General features: G+C 52.9%; 20 protein-coding genes and 1 tRNA gene. 17 read left to right on the top strand and 4 right to left on the bottom strand.

The features are described from left to right. The first annotated feature begins 1 nt into the window (after position 1). Together BN3277_RS20050 and BN3277_RS20045 are read left to right on the top strand one after the other, a co-directional pair. Positions 2-637, top strand: coding sequence for a chromate transporter (locus BN3277_RS20050; RefSeq protein WP_059045778.1), 636 nt, complete (start codon positions 2-4; stop codon positions 635-637). Positions 638-652: 15 nt separating this feature from the next. After that, positions 653-1,186, top strand: a complete 534-nt coding sequence (locus BN3277_RS20045; RefSeq protein ID WP_059045776.1) for a chromate transporter — start codon at positions 653-655, stop codon at positions 1,184-1,186. 111 nt (positions 1,187-1,297) lie between these two features. Here the strand turns inward: BN3277_RS20045 and BN3277_RS20040 are convergent, their stop codons facing one another. Further along, entirely contained in the window at positions 1,298-2,836 is a 1,539-nt protein-coding gene (locus BN3277_RS20040) for a sulfatase family protein (RefSeq protein WP_059045774.1), read from the bottom strand. 123 nt (positions 2,837-2,959) lie between these two features. Between BN3277_RS20040 and BN3277_RS20035 the strand changes: the two genes are divergently transcribed. From BN3277_RS20035 to BN3277_RS19995, 9 genes are all read left to right on the top strand, one after another. Further along, the gene (locus BN3277_RS20035) at positions 2,960-3,841 is read left to right on the top strand and encodes an AraC family transcriptional regulator (protein WP_316244815.1); all 882 of its coding nucleotides are present in this window, start codon (positions 2,960-2,962) and stop codon (positions 3,839-3,841) included. Between the two features lie 63 nt (positions 3,842-3,904). After that, entirely contained in the window at positions 3,905-5,686 is a 1,782-nt protein-coding gene (locus BN3277_RS20030; protein ID WP_059045771.1) for a sensor histidine kinase, read from the top strand. A 3-nt stretch (positions 5,687-5,689) separates the two neighbouring features. Continuing rightward, positions 5,690-7,282, top strand: a complete 1,593-nt coding sequence (locus BN3277_RS20025; RefSeq protein WP_059045770.1) for a response regulator transcription factor — start codon at positions 5,690-5,692, stop codon at positions 7,280-7,282. A gap of 124 nt (positions 7,283-7,406) precedes the next feature. Then, positions 7,407-8,975 (top strand): extracellular solute-binding protein, encoded by a 1,569-nt coding sequence (locus BN3277_RS20020; RefSeq protein WP_059045768.1) that lies wholly within the window; start codon positions 7,407-7,409, stop codon positions 8,973-8,975. Positions 8,976-9,007: 32 nt separating this feature from the next. Then, positions 9,008-9,967 carry an ABC transporter permease gene (locus tag BN3277_RS20015; protein WP_059045766.1) on the top strand — a complete coding sequence of 320 codons (960 nt, stop codon included), beginning with the start codon at positions 9,008-9,010 and terminating at the stop codon, positions 9,965-9,967. Positions 9,968-9,982: 15 nt separating this feature from the next. After that, the gene (locus tag BN3277_RS20010; RefSeq protein ID WP_059045765.1) at positions 9,983-10,879 is read left to right on the top strand and encodes a carbohydrate ABC transporter permease; all 897 of its coding nucleotides are present in this window, start codon (positions 9,983-9,985) and stop codon (positions 10,877-10,879) included. A gap of 21 nt (positions 10,880-10,900) precedes the next feature. After that, positions 10,901-12,916 carry an alpha-L-arabinofuranosidase C-terminal domain-containing protein gene (locus BN3277_RS20005; RefSeq protein WP_089153380.1) on the top strand — a complete coding sequence of 672 codons (2,016 nt, stop codon included), beginning with the start codon at positions 10,901-10,903 and terminating at the stop codon, positions 12,914-12,916. A 14-nt stretch (positions 12,917-12,930) separates the two neighbouring features. Further along, positions 12,931-14,700: a glycoside hydrolase family 2 protein gene (locus tag BN3277_RS20000; protein ID WP_059045761.1), complete on the top strand. Its 1,770-nt coding sequence runs from the start codon at positions 12,931-12,933 to the stop codon at positions 14,698-14,700. 182 nt (positions 14,701-14,882) lie between these two features. Further along, a tRNA-Leu gene (locus BN3277_RS19995) sits at positions 14,883-14,967 on the top strand. Positions 14,968-15,049: 82 nt separating this feature from the next. Here BN3277_RS19995 and BN3277_RS19990 read toward each other — a convergent pair. Next, on the bottom strand, positions 15,050-17,239 hold the full coding sequence (locus BN3277_RS19990; protein WP_059045759.1) for a discoidin domain-containing protein: 2,190 nt from the start codon (positions 17,237-17,239) through the stop codon (positions 15,050-15,052). Positions 17,240-17,450: 211 nt separating this feature from the next. Beyond that, entirely contained in the window at positions 17,451-18,353 is a 903-nt protein-coding gene (locus BN3277_RS19985; RefSeq protein WP_082691538.1) for a D-isomer specific 2-hydroxyacid dehydrogenase family protein, read from the bottom strand. Between the two features lie 146 nt (positions 18,354-18,499). On the opposite strand from BN3277_RS19985, the gene BN3277_RS19980 reads away from it, so the two are divergent. The 6 genes from BN3277_RS19980 to BN3277_RS19955 all read left to right on the top strand — a co-directional run bounded on the left by BN3277_RS19980 (position 18,500) and on the right by BN3277_RS19955 (position 22,740). Continuing rightward, positions 18,500-19,006 (top strand): phosphotransferase family protein, encoded by a 507-nt coding sequence (locus BN3277_RS19980; protein ID WP_059045758.1) that lies wholly within the window; start codon positions 18,500-18,502, stop codon positions 19,004-19,006. Positions 19,007-19,209: 203 nt separating this feature from the next. Continuing rightward, positions 19,210-19,401, top strand: coding sequence for a hypothetical protein (locus BN3277_RS19975; protein ID WP_148501099.1), 192 nt, complete (start codon positions 19,210-19,212; stop codon positions 19,399-19,401). Positions 19,402-19,435: 34 nt separating this feature from the next. Further along, positions 19,436-19,666 (top strand): substrate-binding domain-containing protein, encoded by a 231-nt coding sequence (locus tag BN3277_RS19970; RefSeq protein WP_059045755.1) that lies wholly within the window; start codon positions 19,436-19,438, stop codon positions 19,664-19,666. A 188-nt stretch (positions 19,667-19,854) separates the two neighbouring features. Beyond that, positions 19,855-20,832 carry an aldo/keto reductase gene (locus BN3277_RS19965; protein ID WP_059045753.1) on the top strand — a complete coding sequence of 326 codons (978 nt, stop codon included), beginning with the start codon at positions 19,855-19,857 and terminating at the stop codon, positions 20,830-20,832. Positions 20,833-21,260: 428 nt separating this feature from the next. After that, positions 21,261-21,785, top strand: a complete 525-nt coding sequence (locus BN3277_RS19960) for a putative ABC transporter permease (protein WP_059045750.1) — start codon at positions 21,261-21,263, stop codon at positions 21,783-21,785. 37 nt (positions 21,786-21,822) lie between these two features. Then, a complete protein-coding gene (locus BN3277_RS19955; protein ID WP_059045748.1) occupies positions 21,823-22,740 on the top strand; it encodes a divergent polysaccharide deacetylase family protein in 918 nt (305 codons plus the stop codon). Here the strand turns inward: BN3277_RS19955 and BN3277_RS19950 are convergent. Beyond that, entirely contained in the window at positions 22,727-23,428 is a 702-nt protein-coding gene (locus tag BN3277_RS19950) for an N-acetylmuramoyl-L-alanine amidase family protein (RefSeq protein WP_059045746.1), read from the bottom strand. The genes BN3277_RS19955 and BN3277_RS19950 overlap by 14 nt on opposite strands. Positions 23,429-23,502: the final 74 nt, after the last annotated feature.

Below are 23,502 nucleotides of genomic sequence, written 5' to 3'. Positions count from 1 at the left end.
AATGAATGCTGCTTTTATACAACGGATGAAACGGATTGGGCAAATCTTTACGGTTTTTTTGAAAATCGGTCCCTCCACGTTTGGGGGAGGGTATGCGATGATCGCCACAATCGAACAAGAAATCGTTCATCGCAAAGCTTGGATGAGCAAGGAGGAAATGGGCGACATGGTGTCGATTTCCGGATCCGCGCCCGGCGGCGTTGCCGTCAATTCGGCGGCGTTTATCGGCTATCGTTTAGGTGGGTGGCTCGGAGCCATCGCCGCCGTCATCGCGATTACGTTGCCTACGTTCCTGATCGTTTTTCTCCTTAGCGCACTTAGTGCGATGTTTAAAGATAACATGAAGGTCGCGGCGGCTTTGAAAGGTATTCATGCGGCTGTTGTTGCTTTGATTATGGTGGCGGCCGTCAAAATGTGGAAGTCATCGGTGCTGGATACGGCAACGCTGGTGATTACGATATTGACTGTCACGTTGCTGTTACTAACGGACATTCACTCGCTTTATTTGATCCTGGGCGGGCCGCTTGCCGGGCTCGTCATCGTCTATATGAAGAAAAAATGCGGTTGGACCGTACAGACGGAGAAGGGGCAGGGCGAACCGGAACGGGAGCTGCACTTCCCCGAGTACTACATTTAAAGGAGGACAGGTTCAATGGTTTGGCAGTTATTTTGGGTATTTGTCAAAATCGGGCTGATGTCCTTTGGCGGCGGATATGCGGTATTAACGCTGATTCAACGGGAAGTGGCCGCCAGGAACTGGGTTGATCCCGGTGAATTTCAGGAAATCGTAGCATTGGCCGGCATGGCACCGGGCTCCATCGCCACGAATGCAGCCACGCTGATCGGTTATGCAGAAGGGGGGATCGCGGGGGCTATTGCAGCTACGGTCGGCATCATTCTCCCCTCCCTCCTCATCGTTGTCGTTTTGACTGCTTGTTTTCTCAGGCTGCAAGGCAACGATTGGATTCGTTCCTCCTTTTATGGGCTACGTCCGATTGTAACGGGGTTGATCATTTACGCCGCTATTCACTTCGGGTTTAGCGGGCGCACCTATCCGCTGCAAAGCTGGTCAATGGCAGGAACGCTGTTGATCACCGGCGGCTGCCTTCTCCTGATTAGCAAATATAAGGTTCATCCTTTTGCAGTGATCTTGCTGTCCGCAGCAGCGGGGATCGTTCTATTCTAAGCATCCGCTCTAGCTGACGCCATGGCTTTCAGAGGATTGGGTTACCTCGTTACGTGAAAAAAAGGCTGCTCTTATTATTAAGAGCAACCTTTTTTCGATTAGGCAGTTCTTCTAAGCGTGATGAATACGGGGCATTGGCATCGGTTCCTTGCCAAGCTCAGCCCAAGCGTATTTGAGCAGAAGCTCCGTCTTCAACCGTTCACAGCCCGGTTCATCCCATAAGTTATGAAGCTCTTCAGGGTCCTCTTTCAGATCAAATATTTCTCCATACGTCTGATTGTAGTACAAGGTAATTTTATAGCGTTCATTGACGTAGGTTTTTTGATGTATCGTCGTGGGTTCATGCCGGAACTCGCAAATGACATGGTCCCGCGCTTGATCCCGACGGCCAAGCCACACGTCCTTCTGGTCGATCCCGGTCATCGTTTGCGGAATCGGCAAGCCACAGAAGGAGAGAAAAGTCGGTGCCAAATCCACCAAGGATTGCAGCGCATCCGAACGCCGTCCGGCGGGAACCTGACCCGGGTACCTGACGATGAAAGGCAGCTTAATCAAATCCTCGTAATGAAATCCCCCCTTCGCCTGTAACCCGTGCTGGCCAAAGAAGTGGCCGTGATCCGTCGTAAATACGACCAGGGTGTTCTCCGCCATCCCTAAGGCATCCAGCTTATCCAGGATGCGTCCTATATATTTGTCCATCAAACTGATCATGCCATAATAAACCGCGACCAACTTCTTCCTGTCGTAGTCCGTAAGCCGCTGCTTTGCTCCGTATTCGTAGTAATGATGGGAGCGGTAGCCATGGATGCCAAAGCCCGTTTCCATCAGCGAAGAGAAATCCGGATTTTCCTCTTGGGTCAAGCCAAAGTGCGGCGGATTCCGATCATGTTCCCCTGGTGTCATCGACGGGATCGTCAACTGTTCCGGATCATACATCGTATCCCAAGGCTCCGGGGCCAAGTATTCCGGGTGGGGATCGAAGAAGCTAGCCCATAGGAAGAACGGATCCCCCGTTTTCTGATGCTCCTCCAGACGAGCGTTTGTCCGTTCCGCAATCCACGTATTGTAATGATATTTTTCCGGAATGGGCCACTTGTAGGTTTGCGTAGGGTCCATCGTGCCGGTGGGGGGCAAGAAGTAGTCCCTCCAATTGGTGCATCCCTGTTCTTCCAGCCATAGAGCATAATGTTGCCCAACGTGAGCTTCGTTGGTATGGTTGCGCGCCAGTTCAACGTGATCAAAGCCATAAAACGGCCCATGGTTCTCTCGCCAATAGTTTAAATCCTGCAGAAGCGGATAAGCCTCCTTTGAGTCGTACTCAGGCGTGGATTTCAAAGGCTGGAAATGCGCTTTGCCGATCAATGAGGTTTGATAACCGGCTTCCTTAAAATCCTCGCCTACAGTGTGACGGTCCTCTAACAGCTTTGTTCCAAGCGTCCAGGCTCCGTGCTGACTGGGATACATACCGGTGATCATCGAAGACCGGCTTGGCGTACAGGTTGGGTTCGGGCAGTAGGCCCGGCCAAACGTTGTACCTTCCCGGGTTAGGCGGTCTAAATTTGGCGTGGAGATTTCGGGTTGAAACGCACCGATGGTGTTCCAATGCTGTTGATCGCTGGTAATTAGTAAAATGTTAGGTCTACTAGACAAAATTAATCCCCTCCTATTATGATAATATTGATTAAATCGGAATTTTTAAATGTCGTTCTGTTATATTACATTTATCATTTTGTTATCTTTATGAGAAAACAGGTAGAAGGGAGGATGTGTGTAATGATGTTGGAGTATGAGCATGAGTATGCCGAGTTTCTATATTACACGCCTGGATATACGGATAAGGAAGCGCAGCTGTGGCCTGTACGGGCAGGGCGAAACATAGCTAAACCTCATTATCAAGTGGGGCCAAAGCGGATTGAGTGTTATAGCCTCCATTTCGTATTGGAAGGAAGCGTATGCTTGGAATTTGACGACAAACGAGTGGAATTACACGCCAATGACCTGTTCTGTCTATTTCCTGGACGAACTTATTTTTATCATGCGGTAGCTGCAGATCAGCCGCTGCAAATGAATTGGCTCGCCTTGGACGGCAGCCGCGTCAAGTCGCTGATGAAGCTCGCAGGACTCTCACCGGAGAGACCGTTCGGGAGAGGGATTGTGACTTCGCAGGCGCGGGAACGGCTGGGCGGCACGATTGAGAAATTATCGAACCTCGAGCGCTGGAATCCGGCGGCTTCCTTGGAGCTTCAAGGGAGTCTATGCCGATTGCTGGCCGAGCTGATCCCAGAGACGGCAACGGCCGAGACCTCCGAGCCCTCGGGCTGGATCCGGGAGTGCATGGAGTTTATGGACCTTCATGCGACGGAAGGCATTTCCGTGCAACAGGTGGCGGCCTTTGCAGGGGTGCACCGCTCGTATTTTTCTAATGTGTTCACCAGTCAGATCGGGATCTCCCCGCAAAAATATCTGCAAAAGATTCGAATGGAGAAGGCCCAGCGGCTGGTCATTGAAACAGAGGCTTCCGTCACGGAGATCGCCTTGTCTTTGGGGTATCCCAACCTCTACACGTTTACCCGGGCCTTTAAAATGTATTACAAGGTTCCTCCGTTAGCGATGCGGAAGGATGGAGCCGCAAGTTTGCGGTCCTCTCGGGAATAGCTCTTTTTCGTAAGCGCTTACTTCCGTGAACGACCAGATTCGGAGTTAAAGGAGAGCGGGTTTATGACGCTGGCTGCGCTGCGCAAGTGGATTTCGCCGGAATTAAGCATGCAAGGGAAAGTATTTATTGCGATCGTGCTGCTGACGCTGTTGTCCATCGTCTCGGTGACCAGCATCGTGTATGTCAACATGCGCGATACGATCAAAAAGAACGCCATCACCTCCGTATCGGACAGCATCCGTCATGCTGACGAATCCCTGAATGTCATGCTCAAAGAAATCGATCGCTTAAATACGGTGGTGGCGACTAATAAAAATACAGTGATCGATACGATTATGAGTCCCAATGAGGAAATCAGCTATGAATGGTTTCAGGAGCAGAAGCGGATTACCGAGTTTCTGTCCGGATTGATAGATTACAAGCCGCACATTTCCCGCATTGCCGTGATTGGGCTGAACGGGAAAGTGTTCTTCTCGGGAGGTCCCTGGATCGATCGGACGTTCCTGGATACCGAAATGATGGATTATATGCTAAAGCAAGGGGAACGCCATGCGTATTTCAAACGGTCGGACACCTCGGAGGCGATAGCTGTTGGCCGTGTCCTCCGTTATAACCGTGAGACGATCGGCGTTGTGATGGTTGATATGAACTATGAGTTCATCCGCACGACGTATGGGGTGAAGCCAACCGCGGACAGCATCTTGTACGTGCTGGATGAGCAGAGACAGCTTGTGTTTCAATCCGATTCTGCCCCGTCAACGATTTCCGAAAAAATGACCCGGGTTGTTTACGATACCGAGGAATCGTCTGATGCGGAGGGGACCGTTGAGCGAACCATCGACGGCAAACGGTATATCGTTGTCAGCCGCAAGTCTGAATTTACCGGGTGGACCACACGTGCCCTGATCCCGTTGGATTCCCTGCTTAGCGAATCGGTGAAAATCCGCAACCTGATGGTGGAGGTATCCGTTGCCGTTTTTGTGATAGTGCTGATTGGCTCGCTGCAAATGTCTTCGCAGACCACCCTCCATATCCGCCGTCTAAAAACGATGATGATGCGCGTCAAGGATGGGAACTTGGATTTTCCGCGGACGGAAATTAACACCAAGGATGAAATTGGCGATTTGTACCGAGTCTTCATCAGCATGGTGGACGAGTTGAAACGGCTCATGGAAGGGATCCGCAGGAGCGAGAAAGCCAAGCGGGAAGCGGAGTTGACCGCACTGCAGGCACAGATTCGCCCGCATTTCCTCTATAATTCGCTGAACACGATTAAGTATTTGGCGAAGCTAAATGGCGTGCCTAATATCGAGGAGGTATCCGGGGCATTGGTCGAGCTGATGCGAGGTGTGCTTGGAAATTCCGGAGAATTCCTAACCTTACGGGAGGAGCTTGATTATGTATCCAGCTATGTTTCCATCGCGAAGTACAGGTTCATGGAACCGATCCCGGTGGAGTTTCAAATTGAGGATGAAGCGTTGTTGGATTGCCGGGTCTTGAAGCTTACGCTGCAACCGATCGTGGAGAACGCGCTCCTGCATGGCTTTGCTCCGTCGGTGCACGGCGGTTTCGTACTGATCCGCGTGTTTGAGGAGTACGGGGATCTGAAAATTGAAGTGATGGATAATGGCAAGGGCATGAGCAAGGAGAAGCTGGAGGCTTTGATAGGAGACCCTGCAGGGGCCCCATCCCGGTTCAGCGGCATGGGGGTCCGCAATGTCCATGAGCGGATTCACCGGATGTTTGGCGAACCTTACGGCATCAAGCTGTACAGCGAAGAAGGATTATATACAAAAGTGGAGCTTCGGTTTCCTCGATCGGAAGACCAGGATAAAGGGGAGTAGGTTATGTATCAAGTCTTGTTGGTTGACGATGAACCTTTGGTGCATCACCATCTTCGAACCGTGTTGGACTGGCGAACCCAAGGGTTTGATCTTTGCGGCGAAGCGTATGAAGGCGAGAAAGCGCTCCAGATGATCGATCGGCTTCGTCCTCAGATCGTGATCCTGGACGTCAATATGCAGGGCATGAACGGCATCGAGTTAAATCGAACGATCCGGGAGCGTTATCCTTCCGTGAAGACGATCATGTTGAGCAGTTACGACGACTACGACTATGTTCGCGATTGCTTGAGGAACGGGGCCGTCGATTATTTGCTGAAGCATCGTTTGGACGCGGAGCAACTGATGGGGGTATTGAGGAAGGCCGCTCGTGAAATGGAGGAGGACCTTGAGGATCAACGACGGAAGCTGGGCAATCTGTCGGAATTTCGGGAACGCCTAGGGCAAATCCTGCGAGGAAAGCCCGGAGCAGATCAGGAACTGGAGGGGGTTGCCCGGGAGAGCGGATGGTTTCAGGATACGGTGTGTTACGTTGCGGCGGCAATGCAAATCTCCTCCTTCCTGTTGCTGACGGAATCCCGCAGCGATGTGCAGACCAACCGGCTGGTGCAGCAGGCCCTCGACCTGATGCAGCAGACGCTGGGGGCTCCGCCGGAACGAACCGTGACTTATGTGGAAAATGGACGGATTGCCGCCGTGTTTGCGTTTAAAGAGAGAAGCGAACAAGCTGCCGTTAGCGAAGCCGAAAGGCTGATGAACCATCTGCGCCACTCGCTGGAGATGTTTTTAAATTTGAAATGTACCTATACCATCGGCCACTTATGCTCCAACCTGTCTAAGCTAGAGTCCAGCTACCGTGCTGCCGAGCAGGCGCTTGACGTTTCTCAGCAACGACAGCCGGGAAGCGAGCATACCGCCAGAGTTTCCTTGACGATTGAGGAACAGAAGCATCTCCTACTCTCCATGGAAAATTTAGACCGTGAAGGCGTAAGGGAAGTGATCGCCTCCGCATTTAAGGACCTGCGTCAACAACCGGTCCATGCCCAAGCAGTCCAGCTGATTGTCCGCGAGTTGCTGTCCATCGGGGAGAAGGCCGCCCGCAAATGGGTTCCCTTCGCCGGAGACGGCGAGGCGAGGAACAGCTTCTCGGTCCGCGAGGATTTGGGACGAATCGGCAGCGTGGACGGACTGGAGCAATGGCTTTACGCCTATTATGAGGAGCTGCTGGACCGGTTGAAGCGGGAGCGTGCAGCCGGCCATCATTCGCGGCATGTATCCCAAGTAATCCTGTTGATTCTGGAGAAGTATCCGAGTTATATCACGCTGGAGCTTGCGGCGGGAGCCATCGGACTTAATCCCTCGTATCTCAGCCGAATCTTCAAAGAGGAGACGGGGATGACGTTTTCGGAATACGTAAACCGAGTGCGGATTGACGCCAGCTGCAAGCTGTTAGAGAGCGGTCGCTATTCGGTTAAGCAGGTAAGCGTGCAGGTAGGGTTCAGCACCTATAATTACTTCTTCAAAGTGTTCAAGGAGTGGACCGGTATGACCCCCCAAGCCTATGTGCAGAAAATGGGGGTTTCTGATTCCGTAAAATAAGTGGAGTATGTGGTCATAATTGTGGAATTTGGAGCCGAAGCGGATCAACTATAATGAATTCACATCCGAGTAAACGCTTACAAGAATCGATGTTTTGCCATTCACAAAGGAGGTCATGCAGAAGATGCGAAAACATTGGGGAAAAGCCACGATCAGCACGATGCTGATTGCGGCGTTGGTGCTGGGAGGTTGCGGTTCCGGCTCCGGCGCCAAGAACAATGCTTCGGAGGGAGGCGGAGGAACCGAGGTCAGCAAAGAGGGGTTCCCGATCGTCCAGGAGCCGGTCAAGCTGAAGATGTTCACCCGAATTGCCCCGGTAAACGGGCCGTTTAAGGACATGCCGGTGTTCCAGGATTACGAGAAAATGAGCAATGTCCAGATGGAGTTCATCGAATCTCCAACCGACGGTTTTGCCGAGAAGAAGAATCTGTTGTTTGCGTCCAACGAGTTGCCGGATATTATGTACCGGTCCGCGATCTCTCCTCTGGAGGCGGTTCGTTACGGGTCCGGCGGTCAATTGATTCCACTCGAGAATCTGATCGAAGAATACGCGCCGAACCTGAACAAACTCATGGAGGAGTATCCGGAAATCCGCGCATCAATCACCACGCCGGAGGGTCATATTTACACAATCCCGGGCATCGTGACGTTGGACTCGGCCCGTACGGACAAGAGATGGATCAATACGGCCTGGCTGGAGAAGTTGAATCTGAAAGTGCCGGAAACGCTGGAGGAGCTGTACGAAGTGCTTGTGGCGTTCCGGGATCAGGACCCGAACGGGAACGGACAGCAGGATGAAATTCCGATCACAGCCCGCACCGGCCTTCCAATTGTTGTTGCGATGAGCGGTTCGTTTGGGCTCGACCAGCAATTCGGCTACAACGTGAATATCGTTGACGACAAGGTTGAGATCTGGATGGGGAGCGAGCGCAACAAAGAGCTGTTGGTGTTCCTGAACAAGCTGTATCAAGAGAACCTGCTGGATCATGAAGTGTTCTCCCATACAGAAGCGCAGTATTTGGCCAAACAAGGCTCGGGAAATACGGGAGTGTTCTTTGACCAGACCAACAACAATTTCCTGCCGATTGCGGATCAATACACGGGGATTGCGCCGTTTGAAGGGCCGCACGGCGATCGCCTGCAAAGCCAGGGGGCTCCGGTTCCGCGCGACCAAGGTGCGTTTGCCATCACCTCGGTTAATAAACATCCGGAAGTGTCCATGCGCTGGATCGACTATTTCTACAGCGATGAAGGTTCGACCCTGCTGAGATTCGGGCGAGAAGGCGAGCATTACGAGCTGGTCGACGGAATCCCAACCTATAAGCCGGAATTTGCTACAGCCGAGACGCAGCCGAAGCTGACTCCGTATGCCGGGGGAGGCGCACCTCACCTGATCAGCGAATACGTCGCTTCCTATATTAATCCTCCTCAAGTGCAGGAAGCGCAAAAAGCATTGGCGCCGTACATGCCGCAAATCCGTTATGCCGCACCGATGTTTGATGAGCAAACAGCGCAAAAGGTGAATACGCTTCGCAACGATATCGACAAGTATTATGAAGAGCAAAGCACCAAGTTTATTGCAGGGGCTTTGAGCTTCGACAAGTGGGAAGAGTTCCAATCGACGTTGAAGAAGATGAACATTGAAGAGCTTCAACAAATTTATCAAGACGCTTATGACAAAATGGCTAAATAGGCAGATCCTCGATGGGATAGGAGTGGATGTTCATGAAGAACGCAGAAATCCATGAGACTGCCGCGGCGCCCCGGTTCCGAAAGGAACGGGGCAGCCGCCTCATCCGGCAGATCGCCAGGAGATACGACCTGTATCTCATGCTGCTGCTGCCGATCGCATGGTATTTGCTGTTTCATTACGGCCCATTATACGGGCTGCAGATCGCGTTCAAAAATTTCAATCCGGGCAAAGGAATTTTAGGCAGCAGTTGGGTTGGATTCGAAAATTTTCAGCGGTTCTTTGATTCGTATTATTTCTGGAGACTACTCTGGAACACGCTCTCCATCAATCTGTTCTCCCTGCTTATCGCTTTTCCGATTCCAATCTTGCTCGCCCTTCTCATTAACGAGATTCGAAGCAAATCCTACAGCAAGCTGCTGCAAAACATCACCTATATCCCGCACTTTATTTCGGTTGTCGTCATCGTCGGAATCTTAACCGTGCTACTGTCTACCAACGGCCCGATCAATATGTTGATCCAAGCCTTGGGGGGATCGGAGATCCGCTTCATGGAATCGGCCGGATGGTTTAAGACGATCTTTATCGGCTCGAACATTTGGCAGAACATGGGGTGGCAATCGATTATCTATATCGCAGCGCTGAGCGGAATTAATCCGCAGCTGTATGAAGCAGCCAAGATGGACGGAGCCTCGCGGATGCGGCGAATCTGGCACGTCTCTCTTCCGGGCATCGTCCCCGTCATCGTCATCTTGCTCATTCTGGATATCGGGCAATTCATGAACATCGGGTTTGAGAAAATTTTGCTCATGCAAAACAACTTGAATCTCGAGGCGAGCGACGTGATTTCCACGTTTGTGTATACGACCGGGATTTTGAAGGGCGAATACAGCTATACGGCCGCGATCGGGTTATTTAATTCCTTGATTAACTTGACTTTGCTGCTGTTGGTGAACCGGTTCGCGCGCAAAACATCGGAGACGAGCCTGTGGTAATGGAGGGGACGAAACATGGCTAAAGAGGTAGTGACGAAAGGTCCATCGGACGAACGTTGGTTCGATGTTATCGTATATTTGATCGCTGCGGTGATCATTGTTATCGTGCTGTATCCTTTGTTATTTGTAGTTAGCGCCTCGTTCAGCGATCCTGCAAGGGTGTTGAACGGGGAAGTGTGGCTGCTTCCGAAGGGCACGACCCTTGAAGCTTACAACAACATTTTGCACAATGAACAAATTTGGACCGGCTACCGCAACTCCATTCTATACACGGTGGTGGGTACGCTGATTAATATTGGGATGACCCTGCTGGCGGCCTACCCGTTATCGCGTCCGGATTTACCAGGACGGAAGGGGTTGATGCTGATCATTACCCTGACGATGTTTTTCAGCGGCGGGCTGATTCCGAGCTACCTGCTGGTCAAAAATCTTGGAATGGTCGATACGATGTGGGCCTTGATTATTCCAGGGGCGATCTCGACCTACAATTTGATCGTCATGAGAACGTATTTCCAATCCAGTATCCCTTGGGAGCTGCAGGAGGCGGCGCATATCGACGGCTGCTCCAACTGGCGGTTGCTGATCAGCATCATCCTGCCGTTGTCCAAGCCGATTTTGGCGGTCATGGTTTTGTTTTATGCGGTGGGGCACTGGAATGCCTTCTTTAATGCCCTGATCTATATTCGCAGCGAGGATCTGTACCCTCTCCAACTGGTGTTGCGGGAAATCCTGATGATCAGCCAATCGGCGGGTGTTGACGGCGGCAACGTTGGGATGGAAGAGAAGATTCTTTTATCTGAGAGCATTAAATATGCCGTAATTATTGTTTCGAGCCTGCCGGTACTGATTATGTATCCATTTGTGCAGCGGCATTTTGTCAAAGGCGTTATGATCGGTTCGATTAAAGGATAATGCGTAAACGGAGGTTAACTCTTGATGAATAAAGCAACGATTACGATCGACGGAAGCCGGGCAAGCGAGCATCAAATTAACCCCTACCTGTTTGGACATTTCGTTGAAGACATCCGGGATCATATGGAAGCGATGCTGGCTTTTCCGCTGAAAGATATGGATTTTGAGAGCGAAGCGGAAGGGAAAGCCGAGGTGTCGGGGCAATGGTATCCTTACACGAACGGGCGCAATACCAAGTATGCGCTGGAAGCTCCAGCGCCCAAGCATTCGGGACGCGCCCAGCGCATCCGAATCCACAGCGATGATGAAGCCTTTGCGGGGATCGCTCAGAAGCTTGCGCTCAAAGGGCCGATTCGTTATGTGGTCAAACTGGTCGCCCGGGCTTCGATTGAGCTTACCTATGTGATTGTTGAGGCCGTAGATCGGATCAGTCAAGAACGGTTAGGTCTGGAGCGAATCGAACTTAACGGTCACAATTGGCGGGAATATGAGGTGATGCTGGCGATCAAAAGGGATTGCGCCGACGCGGAATTTCGAGTGTATGTACCGGCGGAACATCCGAGATGGCAGGACAGCGTATCCACCGGCATGCTCTGGATCGATCATCTCTCCCTGCTTCCGGAGGATCATATCGGGTTTGTGAAGCGGGAAGTTGTTGAAATGACGAAGGATTTAAATGCCGGGATGATGAGGTTGGCCGGCAACTATATCAGCGCGTATCACTTTGAGCATGGCATCGGGCCGGTCCTTGAACGTCCGGTCATGTATAACGAGGCGTGGGGCGGCTGGACGAGCAAATATTTTGGCACGGATGAATTTATCGACTTTTGCCGGGAGCTGCAGGTCGAACCGCTGATTTGTGTGAATGACGGCTCTGGGACACCAGCGGAAGCTGCACTGTGGATTGAATATTGCAATGGGGATGCGGATACGCCGATGGGGGCGGTACGCGCCGCGAATGGACACCCTGAACCCTATAATGTGAAGTATTGGGAGATCGGCAACGAGGTATGGGGAGCTTGGCAGGTAGGAACGTGTACGGCCGAAGATTTCGCCCGGCGAACGGTTTCCTTTATCGAAGCCATGAAGGCGGCCGACCCCACGATAGTGATTCTAGCCTGCGGGCATACCGATCAAGCCTGGAACAAGGCAGTGCTTGAGATCGCCGGCGATCAGATCGATTACTTAACCTTGCATTTGTATCACGGGTACAACCGATTTGCGATGGACCGCAGCACTCCAGCGGAAGAGCGTTATAAGGCGATCGCCAGCTTCCCGGAATGGACGAGACACAATATCGAGGAGACAAGAGAGCAAATCTTGTCGCATCCGAAACACAGCCATGTGAAGCTGGCGATTACCGAATACAACACGATGTATTATCCCAATAACGTCAGAAAGGGATTGCCGGATGAGCATACGCTGGGCGCAGCGGTTGCCAATGCGGCCAATCTAAACGAAATGCTGCGTTCCAGCGATCTGGTGCATATCGGCAGCTTCTCCGATTTGGTAAACGGTTGGCTTGGGGGATGCATTCGGGTTGGCGATAATTACGCCGATCAGTATTGCGGCAAGCTGCCGGGGTGGAGCGGACACCCGCTCACCGTTTACGGAACCCCAACCTATGAAGTCATGAAGCTTTATGCGGGGCGGAACATGACGCGCTTGCTGCCTGTGCGCGCCAAATGCGGCACCTTCGCCGTACAATCGAACAAGTTGGCTCCAATCAACCTGAATGCCCTGCCAGATCTGGATGTGGTGGCCTGCACCAATGAAGAAGGAAGTGTGATCACGGTCTTTATCGTAAATCGGAGCTTGCATGAAGTGACAGTCACTCTTGATTTGCGCGGGCTTGAGGTTTCGGAGGGAACCTTGCTTCATGTTATTACGGGAGATTCCGAGCAGGATGTGAACACCGTCTTTGAGCCGGATCGGATCACCAGCAGAATGAGCGTTGTCCCGTTTGAGGCTTGGAAGGCTGGATATCCGCTTCGCCCTTCATCCATCTATGCACTGGAAATAAGAACGAACCCGTAAACAGGAGGTAAGACATGACAACCAAGGGCTATATCAAAGATTATCCAAGACCACAGTTCGTCCGGAACGAGTGGATGAACCTAAACGGCGAGTGGGACTTCCGCTTTGACGATCAGAATGTTGGGGAAACCGAAAAGTGGCAGGAACAGCTGGCGGGTACGCATAAAATTAAGGTCCCGTTTACTTACGAAACCAAGGCAAGCGGCATCGGCGTGGAGGAATTCCATACGCGGGTGTGGTACAGCAGGCGGGTGGCGATTCCGAAGGAAGCAGAAGGAAAGCGAGTGATCCTGCACTTTCAGGCGGTGGATTATCTCGCAAAGGTATGGGTGAACGGAGAGCTGGCGGGCGGACATCAGGGGGCTTACGCGGCATTTTCCCTCGATATCACGCTGTATCTGACCTTTGGGGAGGATAATGTTATTACGCTCAAAGCTGAGGACAGTAATGACTGCACTCAACCTCGGGGCAAGCAGCGTTGGACGAAAAACAACTTCGAGTGCTTCTATGTCCAAAGCACGGGCATTTGGCAGACGGTCTGGCTGGAGTACGTGGCGGAGCAAAGGCTGGATTCGGTAAAAATCACCCCTGATCTGGATCGCGCCAAAGTGTCGTTGGACTACCGGGTGCTGGGTCTGGAGACTGCGGCGGCGGGGAGCCTGAGGCTCGAAGCCATCGTGACCCTGAAGGATCACCATATAAAGACGGTCAGCCTGGCGGTTGATCGGCCTCGCTTAAGCGTGGAAGTCGACCTGGTGCATGAAGCGAACGGGCCGTGGAAAAGAAGCTTCTGGTCGCCAAATCAGCCGAATCTCTATGATGTAGAATTTGTGTTGTATAGGGATGAGATCGTGGTGGATCGCGTGTTCTCCTATTTCGGCATGCGAAAGATTTCAATCGAAAAAGGCAAGGTCCTGCTCAACAATGTGCCGGTCTACCAGAGACTAATGCTGGATCAAGGCTATTGGCCGGACAGTCACTTGACGCCGCCAAGCGAGGAGGCGTTGATTGCCGACATCGACGCCATGCTGGAGATGGGTTATAACGGCGTACGCAAGCATATGAAAATCGAAGATGCCCGTTTCCTGTATTGGTGTGACGTGAAAGGGCTTCTGGTCTGGTCGGAAATGGCGGCAACGTTTGAATTTCACGATGATGCGGTGGCGAACTTTACGAAGGAATGGCTGGAAATTGTCCATCAGCAATATAATCATCCGAGCATTATCACCTGGGTGCCGTTTAATGAGTCATGGGGAATTCCTTATATTCTGCATGATCCAAGACAGCAGAAATTTACGGAAAGTATCTATTATCTGACCAAGTCGATTGACCCGCACCGCCCGGTGATTACCAATGACGGATGGGAGCACACGATCTCGGATATTCTTACGCTGCATGACTATGTCGAGACGGGAGAGGGCTTCCTGAAACGGTATGCAGGGAACAAGGACGCGATCGTCCACAAGGAAACGACCTGCAACCAATGGAAGTACGCATTGGCTGAAGGCTACGAGTACAAAGGTCAACCCATCATGATCACCGAATTTGGCGGGATTGCTTTCGAGTCGGAGAAAGGTTGGGGGTACGGGCATCAGGTACAAACGGATGAAGAGTTTCTGGAGCGCTTCGACGGCCTGATTCAGGCGATCAAACAGGTGGATTATATTTGCGGCTTCTGCTATACGCAATTAACCGATGTCCAGCAAGAAATCAACGGATTGCTTACAGAGGACCGGAAGCCGAAATTCCCAATGGAGAAAATTCGGGAGATTCATTTAAGATAGTCTTGTAGAGAAGGAGAAGCCCGTCCCTGTAAAATCGAGCGGACCAAGTGACAGGGGGTCCGATCTAGGGGAGGGCTTCATCCTCATACTTTTAGACCTGACTTAAGTTTCTTGTTGACTCTTCAGAAGATAAGTGATATTATATATTTCGTTGCTGCAAAACCTTGCATCAACCAACAAACGCGGTCGTGGCGGAATTGGCAGACGCGCACGGTTCAGGTCCGTGTGGGCTAACCCCCCGTGGAGGTTCGAGTCCTCTCGACCGCATCCTTAAGTAGAACAGCCTCGCATCTCGCTCTTCGGAGCGGTTGCGGGGCTGTTTTTTTACCTGTGGCGGTTAAAGCTGAACTTAACGGAACACATTCACTTCGCGAATGGACCACCAATTCGAGGCGGTGCCTGTTTGCACGACCTGGATGTAGCGGGCATGCTGTGGCGCAAAAGTGACGCTCACCGCAGGCCCGCTGCCCGAACCAGCGGCGATCGCGCTGCCCCAGTTCAAGCCGTCGTTGGACACGTAGATTTCATAACCGCGGGCGTAGTCGTCGTTACTGCCGGTTGAATCCATCACGATTTTGGTAAACTCGTTCGCCGTCTTCATATCAATGACAAGCGATTGGCCAGGAGCCATCGGCACGCCCGTGGTCCAGCGGGTATCCAGGCTGCCGTCCAGCAGATTGGCCGCCGCTTCGGAGCTGGATGGCGTGGATGTCGCGGTCCAGCCGTTGCGGATCAATGCCGTCTCTCCGGAATCATTTGCGGGATATTCCGTAAGGGTTTGTCTCATCGCCGTGCTAGGGCTGTTTGCATAAACTCGTCCGCCGGCGTCATTGACAACATGAGTGATTTCGCTGCCTGGGGTGCCGTTCAGCCACACCGTGGTGGCGTGATGGAGCTTAACCCCGGGAACATCCGGCACCTCGATTGCACTGTTGAGCTTGACGGTGGCATCCCGGAAATAGGAGTAGATCCCTAACCCCCATGCTTCATGGGTCGTAACGGAATCGGCTACCTTGTAGGAGGCGTAACCATTAACAATGCCTCCCTGCGACATCCAGGCGGATTGGTTGGGGACATCGTACGGAATTTCGGATTGATAGAAATACACCCTGCCCCCGTTACCGTTCCAAAGGGTCTGATACTCGTTATGATGCTCGTTAAACAGCCCGTAGATCGTGACCGCGTCTCCGTTGACGACAAGGCCGTTCTTGGAGACATTGCTGGTCCATCCGGCTCCGGCGCCGTGATCGGCACGCCAAATCCAGAAGTGATCGGCGACCACGTCGTCGCTGTTGATTTGAACGCCCACGTCCGTTTGGCCATTAGCAAACCCGCCGATTCTGAAGGTCAGATCATGTAGAGAGGTGGGGTTGGTCGCGTGTCTCACGCTGCTTCCGGCAGGGCCAACCTCTAGAAGGACGGGGGTCTTCACCGGCCCGGCATCAAACGTAAGCCCGGCGATTTTGACGCCATCAACATCGGCGACGGTCATGGCGGGCTGGCCGTTGTCGGGCACGAGCGTAGGAATGCCGATTCCAAGCACGACCGTATTAGGATTCGTGATCCGAATCGTGTCATCTAAATGGAAGAAACCCGGCGTGAACAGCAGATGCTTACCCTGACCTAGTGCGGAATTTATGCTGGCTGCAGTAGCTGTATCCGGCTTGGCAATGTAGAACTGATCGAGCGGAATGGCCGTCCCCGGCGTGTTGCCGGAGGCCCAGCTAACCCCCTGCGTATCCCTTTGGAGGGAGGGGACGAATACTTGGTATTGTCCGGCGTTGTTGAGGAACAAATACGGTTTCTCGCGGATGACGGGCGTCTTGGGGACAACCGTGTAGGGAGGATCGGGAAATTGTCCGGCCGGCGCGTTGTTCGAACCCACAAACACCATGTTCCAAACCCCGTTATTCCAAGAGCTCCATTGGCTGTTGCGGGATAGCCATTGCTGCTGGGAGGCAGGGACGACCAGTCCATCAACGATGGAATCAGCCAGGAAGCCGCCGCTGGCCCAGCCTGCGTTCCAGTTGGAATCGAAGTCAAACAGATCAAGCTGGCCTTTGATATGGAGGCGTCTTAACGGCGCTGCTTGGGAGACTGCGATTTGAGTTGTGCCGCTCGAAGGCGAGATCGTCAAATTCTCGATCGTACGCCAAAAGTTCCGGGTGGCATTGCCATTATCCCAGTCCGCGTTTACGTTCAGGCCGCCATTGATGTTGACGTCGCCCGGATTTTGTCCTAGTCCGGCTACATGCGTGTTAAAACCAACATTAAAGTTCAGATTGTAGGAGCCCGGCTTAAACAGGAGCGCGGTGCGTTCGCTGCCGAACTCGTTTCGTTCCTGAACGGCAAATACGTCATTCACGACGTTCTGAATGTCGGAGGCGGGCATCGTGGGATCAAACACGTAGACGTTGGGACCGAAGATCGTAGCATTGGCGTCTCCGATCGGCGCCGCGCCTGTATAGCTGGGACCGATGGAAAACAGGCTAGCTGCGATCACCATGCTGGAAATGATGGATATCACTTTTCTGATCATGTGCGTACCCTCCCAAATGTTCATTTCACATCGTCAATTGGATAATATAGCTATAACTTACTATGAATGCGCTTGCAAAATAAGATCTGCCGAACCTCCTTCCTGTTCAGAATGACACAGCCTGCCAAACTAGGATGTATTGATATTATACCTAATTATAGAAAAAAATGGTAGATGGCTCGGGTCAGGTGTACACCAAGAGCCCTCGTGTTTATTCGGCGGTGCCGATATAATGGGTTAAATTGTCTAATACTTTGCGGGATAAACGTCCTCTAGCTTCCCGGGTGAAACCCGACACTTTCGGGGTATAGATGATTTTAGGGTAGCGATGAAGCTCGGCTTTGAACTCTCCGGCTGCGTCCGCATCAAAGATCGCGTAGTTCCCGCTCGCTTGAATCCAATTCCGAAAGGCAGCGGCATCAAAAGGCGTCCCAAGAGAGGTATTGACCAGAATTTTGCCTTGACCCAAAGCGGCGAATTCCTCGGACCCAAGCAGCTTTGTGTTTCTAGGTAAATGCATGGAGATGATCTCCGAGGTTTGCAGCAGCTCATGGAGTGGGGCATAGGTAAACCCCGCCTGCTCGCATTCCGGCTTGCGACTCCGGCTGAAATAACGGACTTGCATACCAAAAGCGGAAGCCCGATGCGCCAGGATCCTTCCGGTCGCCCCCATTCCGATGATGCCCAGCTTGCGTTGTTGCAGCTCGACGGGTTCGTTCTGCCATTGGTGCGGGCCCAATCCTTTTAGCAAGCGGATCAGCTCGCTCATGACAAATTCGGCAACCCCTTCATCGCCGTAATCCCGAACCCCCCGAACCTCGATGCCGCGGGCTCTCGCCGCTGCGATATCCACGTTGGCCGACCGCTCGTCATATAAGCTGCAGCACATCCCGATATATCGGAGCGAGGGGGTGCTTGCGATCACCTCAGCATCCATTCTCGTTCTCCAGGAGACCAGCACGCAATCCGCACCTTGGATTCGATCTATTAACTCGTCTTTGCTTTGCGGATCTTGATCGAACATGACAATTGCCTGCTTCGAATACTTCTGTAATTCCTCCAAGGCCCAGGCTTCGAGCCCAACTTTGTCCGCACATACGATTTGGTTAAACATGATTTCTATTAAACCTCCTTGACCCGGCATTTTTCGCACTTCATAGGCTTGTTTCCTACTATATCATGAAGTATCAGAGGATAAGGAATTCTCGATCTGAAGCCAGGGGGTTGTGATAAAATCGAAGTTAGCTGGGAGGGGAAAGTATGGAGTTGGATCAGCCAATAGGCAGAGGCAACACGGCTGAAATTTATAGGTATAAAGGGAAAATCTTAAAACGATTTAAACCGGATTTGCCGCCTGATGAGGCTGGCCGCGAAGCCGAAAAGCAGCAATGGGCTTACGCCTGCGGGCTGCCGGTACCGAAGGTACACGGCCTTGAGCGGATAGACGGGCAGCAGGCGATCGTGATGGAGTATGTTCCCGGACCAACTTTAGGGGAACAGATCCGGCACGAGCCTGGGAAAGTGGCTTATTACCTGAGCCAGGCCGCGGAGATGCAGATTCGGATTCACGGGGTGAAAGCTAGTTCTTGGCCTGCAATGACGGAACGGCTTGCGATAAAGATCGCAGCCTCTGGTTTAACTCTTCGATGGCAAGAAGAGCTGCTGCGCCGATTGCAGGATCAGCCGGAGGGAACCGGGCTCTGTCACGGCGATTTTCACGTATATAACCTGATTCAGACCGATACGGAACTGTTCGTTATCGACTGAGTCGATTCGACGAGAGGGGACGTTCGAGCGGATGTCTGCCGATCCTATATACTCTATCATGAATTGTCTGAAGAAATCGCCGATCTGTACCTGCAATTATATTGCGAGAAAAGTCGGTTCTCCAAGGACGAAATCTTATCCTGGTTACCGATCCTTGCGGGAGCGAGATTATCAGAAAACATCTCACCCCATACGGCGGAAACATGGCTAAAGCTGATTTCGTCCCGGTACAGTCTTTAATAGGATCGCAGCTAAACGTTCTGCGGTACTGGCAGCTTCAGCAGGATTTCTTCCAGGCAATCGACCGATTGGTCCAAGAGCTGGAGCCAGTAGGCGTGGCGCTGTTCCATTTTCGCATCAACGACCACCCCTACGTCAGCCCGGATCTTTTTTGACCATTACGACAGCTTTACCCGGGCGCTTCATTATTTGTGGAAAAAAGGACATCAAAAGATCGGATATTGTCTGGCTCGCAAATCCAGTCCCAACAGCTTGAGACGAACCGCGGCCTATCGGGATTTCCTTGCCAGCAAGCACCAGGTGTACCGTCCGGATTACGTCTTCTATGATTGCGCCCTGCTGGAAGACGGGGAATGGATAATGGAACGGATCGGGCGGATGGAGGATCCGCCGACGGCATTGCTGGTGACCAGCGATTAGGTTGCCGCCGGCATGCTGGCCTTGGTTGGTTTCGATAACCAGCCGATCGCCAAGATGCTGAATATCACGACCTTTGAGATTCCGCTGCTTTTTATCGAACGGTCATCAGTGTAAGCTGTCGTGCTATTACGTTATAATGGAGAGGCAAAAAAAGTAAAATTTACGAGGTGAGCGGGAGGGATATTCGTATGGAATATGTGAAGCTGGGCCGAACCGGCTTGGAGGTGTCGCGCATTTGTTTGGGCTGCATGAGTTATGGGGAACCGGACCGCGGGGCGCATCCCTGGTCGTTGAAGGAGGAAGACAGCCGCCCGTTTATTCGCAAGGCGCTTGAGCTGGGGATCAATTTTTTCGACACGGCAAACGTGTACTCCGATGGGACCAGCGAAGAGATCGTCGGGCGAGCGCTTCGGGACTTCGCTAACCGCGACGAAATCGTGATCGCCACCAAAGTACATGGGCGGATGCGTCCCGGACCCAATGGTGGAGGCTTGTCGCGCAAAGCGATCCTGACGGAAATCGACCATAGCCTTAAGCGTCTAGGGACGGATTACGTCGATCTGTATCAGATACACCGCTGGGACCCCGCGACGCCAATCGAAGAAACGATGGAGGCGCTCCATGACGTCGTCAAAGCGGGGAAAGCCCGTTACATCGGGGCTTCCTCGATGTATGCCTGGCAATTTCTCAAAGCGCTCCACACGGCGGAGCGGCACGGATGGACAAGGTTCGTCTCCATGCAAAACTATTTGAATCTGCTGTACCGGGAAGAAGAGCGCGAGATGCTGCCGCTATGTGAAGCGGAAAATATCGGCGTGATTCCGTGGAGCCCGCTGGCCCGCGGCCGGTTAACCCGCGATTGGGACGAGCAAAGCGAGCGCTCGCAAAGCGACTTATTTGGCCAGCGTCTGTATGCGGTGACGGCAGAAGCCGACCGCAAGGTGGTCGAGCGCGTTGCCGAGGTCGCTGCGCAGCGCGGCGTGCCGCGCGCCCAGGTCGCCTTGGCCTGGGTGCTGCAAAAATCCCCGGTCACCGCGCCGATTGTGGGCGCGACGAAACCCCATCATCTGGAGGACGCGGTTGCCGCGGTGTCGCTCCGGTTGACGCCGGAGGAAGTCGCCCGACTCGAAGAACCGTACGTGCCTCATCCCGTGCTGGGAATGTAACGGCGTGTTTTTGCACGTGGATGGCGATGGCGGACAATGGCATAGCTACTAGTAAACCAGCCCTCACCAAAACCAGCCCTCACCACTTGGTGGTGGGGGCTGGTTTTTTGTTGGGGGGCGGCGGTTGCGGCAACCCCGGGAGGATAGCGGTACAAAATGGCCTTATATCCGGTGATTTGGCTCCTCCTTTGGAGCAAATAGCGGTATAAAATGGCCTTATTTCGGTCCGACAGGAGCAAAACTGCCCCAATTGGGGCTCCTGCGGAAAAATAAGACCATCAAATACCGCTATTTTGTTCAAAAAGGGCTTTTTCGCGGTAATAAGGGTATTTTTTACCTTTATTTGTGACCCTGGTGCGCAGGTAGCGAACGGTTGCGCATGTTTCTCGACAGGGACAGTCATACTAGCTGAAAGGAGGTTGGTGTCCATGACGGCGGAAGAGATCGGTTTCTATTTTCTGCTGTATTCGCTGTTTGGCTGGTTGCTCGAAAATGTGTATAGCTTTTTTACGCAGGGGGTCTTCTGGAAGGAGGGATTTCTGAAGGGCCCGTATAAGCCGATGTACGGCGTCGCCCCGCTGCTTCTGTTGGCGCTTGTGCCTGAAGGAGGAGGGGGCTGGCTGCTGGTCGCTGCACTGCTTTGCCTGATCATTCCAACCGTTGTAGAAGGGATCAGCGGCTATTTGCTGCTGACGATGTTTGGACGCAGATGGTGGGATTATTCGGGGCTTCGTTATCAGCTAGGCGGCCATGTATGCCTGCGGTTTTCTTTGTATTGGGGGATCCTGTCGGCATTGATGCTGAAAGGGATCCATCCCCTAGCGGAGCAGGCGTATCAAAGCGTCGCTTCGGTTTGGAACGTGGCGGGCCCAGTGCTGCTGCTCTTATTTGCGGTTGACTTGGTCTGGACGTGCCTGACGCGGCGATGGGAATTTCGCGGAAGTTTCATCTAAACTTCACTGGCGATGGAATGGAAAGGAGGGAGTTCGAATGTCCATTTTCAAAGGCGTGGTTCGAAGGTTGCCGATGCTGGCGGTGTCTTGCCTGGCAGCCTTGCTGCTGACGACTCCTGCCAGCGGACGAGCCGCTTCGTTTGCCGGTGTACCGGAAGAGACCACACGACCGGATAATGCAGATGGGCAGAAGACGGAAGCAACAGCGGACAGCCAACGGACACGGTCAGCCCATAAGCTCGCGATTATTATCGACGATTTGGGCAATCGGATGGACGGGACGGACGAGATCCTGGATCTTCCGATCAAATTAACTGTTGCCGTCATGCCGTTTCTGGAAACCACGCAGGAGGATGCACGGCGGGCGCATGAACGCGGGCATGACGTGATCATCCATCTGCCAATGGAGCCGAAGCAAGGTAAGCCGGAGTGGCTTGGCCCCGGGGCGATTCTCTCGAACATGACGGATGAGGAGATTCGTCAAAGGGTCGAAGCAGCGATTGAACAAGTCCCTTATGCCGTTGGGATGAACAACCATATGGGCTCGAAGGTGACCGGGGACGAACGCGTGATGTCGGTAATTTTGGACGTTTGCCGCGAGCGGGGGTTATTTTTCGTGGACAGCAAAACCAACTACCGGTCTGTCATCCCACGTTTAAGCGTACAAAAGGGATTGCCTCGAATTGAAAATGATGTCTTCTTGGACGATGTGGGCAGCGTAGAGCATGTCACCGGACAACTAAAGCAAGTCCTTGCTTTGTTGGAGAAAGAAAACCGCGACAGCTGCGTGACCATCGGGCATGTGGGTATCCAGGGCAAGCAAACGGCGGCCGCACTGAGAAAGAACATCCCGATCTTACAGGCGGAAGGCATCCAGTTCATCGGGATCAGCGAACTGGCCCGGGAACAAATCAGCCCCGGCGTTCAGCCGGGACCGGGGTTTACATTACCGTAAAATATTCGGTAATGCCGTGATACAATGCTTCGGCAATTCTCTGTTGACCGCGCCGGTTCGTCAGAATCGCGCGGTCTTCAGCGTTGCTGAGGAAACCTGTCTCTACGATGACGGCCGGGCAATCGATATGGTTTAGTAAATAAAACGGCTTGCCGAGCTCCGGAGTTCGGGGGGCGTCCAGCCGGTAGAAGCGTTCCAGTGACCGCTGAATCGAAGCGGCCAGCAACGCGCTGCGTCCTTCATTTTGATGGAGGACCAGCGGCCCGCGTTTCGAAGCGTTCCGGCCCCAGTTGACATGCAGGCTGACAACGATCGAAGCGGGAAGCTGTTCGCTGAGCTCCTTGCGTTGCGCCAAATCCCGGAGGTGCCGCGAGCGGCTTCGCAGCCAGCGATTGTCGTCGCTTAAAGCGTAATCTCCTGTCCGATTGAGAATGGTGCGGTAGCCGTGACTTCTTAGGACGACGTAAAGCCGTCGACCGATTTCGAGATTGATATCCTTTTCCAGAATTTGTTCATAAGACGTGCCTCCGTCAATTCCGCCGTGACCGGCATCGATCAGGATTACCGGCTCGGGGAAGGCGTGCCTGAGGTCTTTGCCTTCATCCGCCGCAGCCGGGGGAATCCCGAGTCCCAGGACAGTGGAGACCGTCATCATTAGCGCTAGCAGGCTTCGTATCATCTTTCCCATTTGTCTCACCTTTCAGGGGGTCTACTCCTATAGAGTGAACCTGCGGCGGGGAAATCATGCATCTGCGGCAGTGG

Origin of the sequence: Paenibacillus rubinfantis (assembly GCF_001486505.1) — a bacterium.
GTDB classification, from domain to species: domain Bacteria; phylum Bacillota; class Bacilli; order Paenibacillales; family Paenibacillaceae; genus Fontibacillus; species Fontibacillus rubinfantis.
This window is presented reverse-complemented; position numbering and strand designations above follow the sequence as displayed.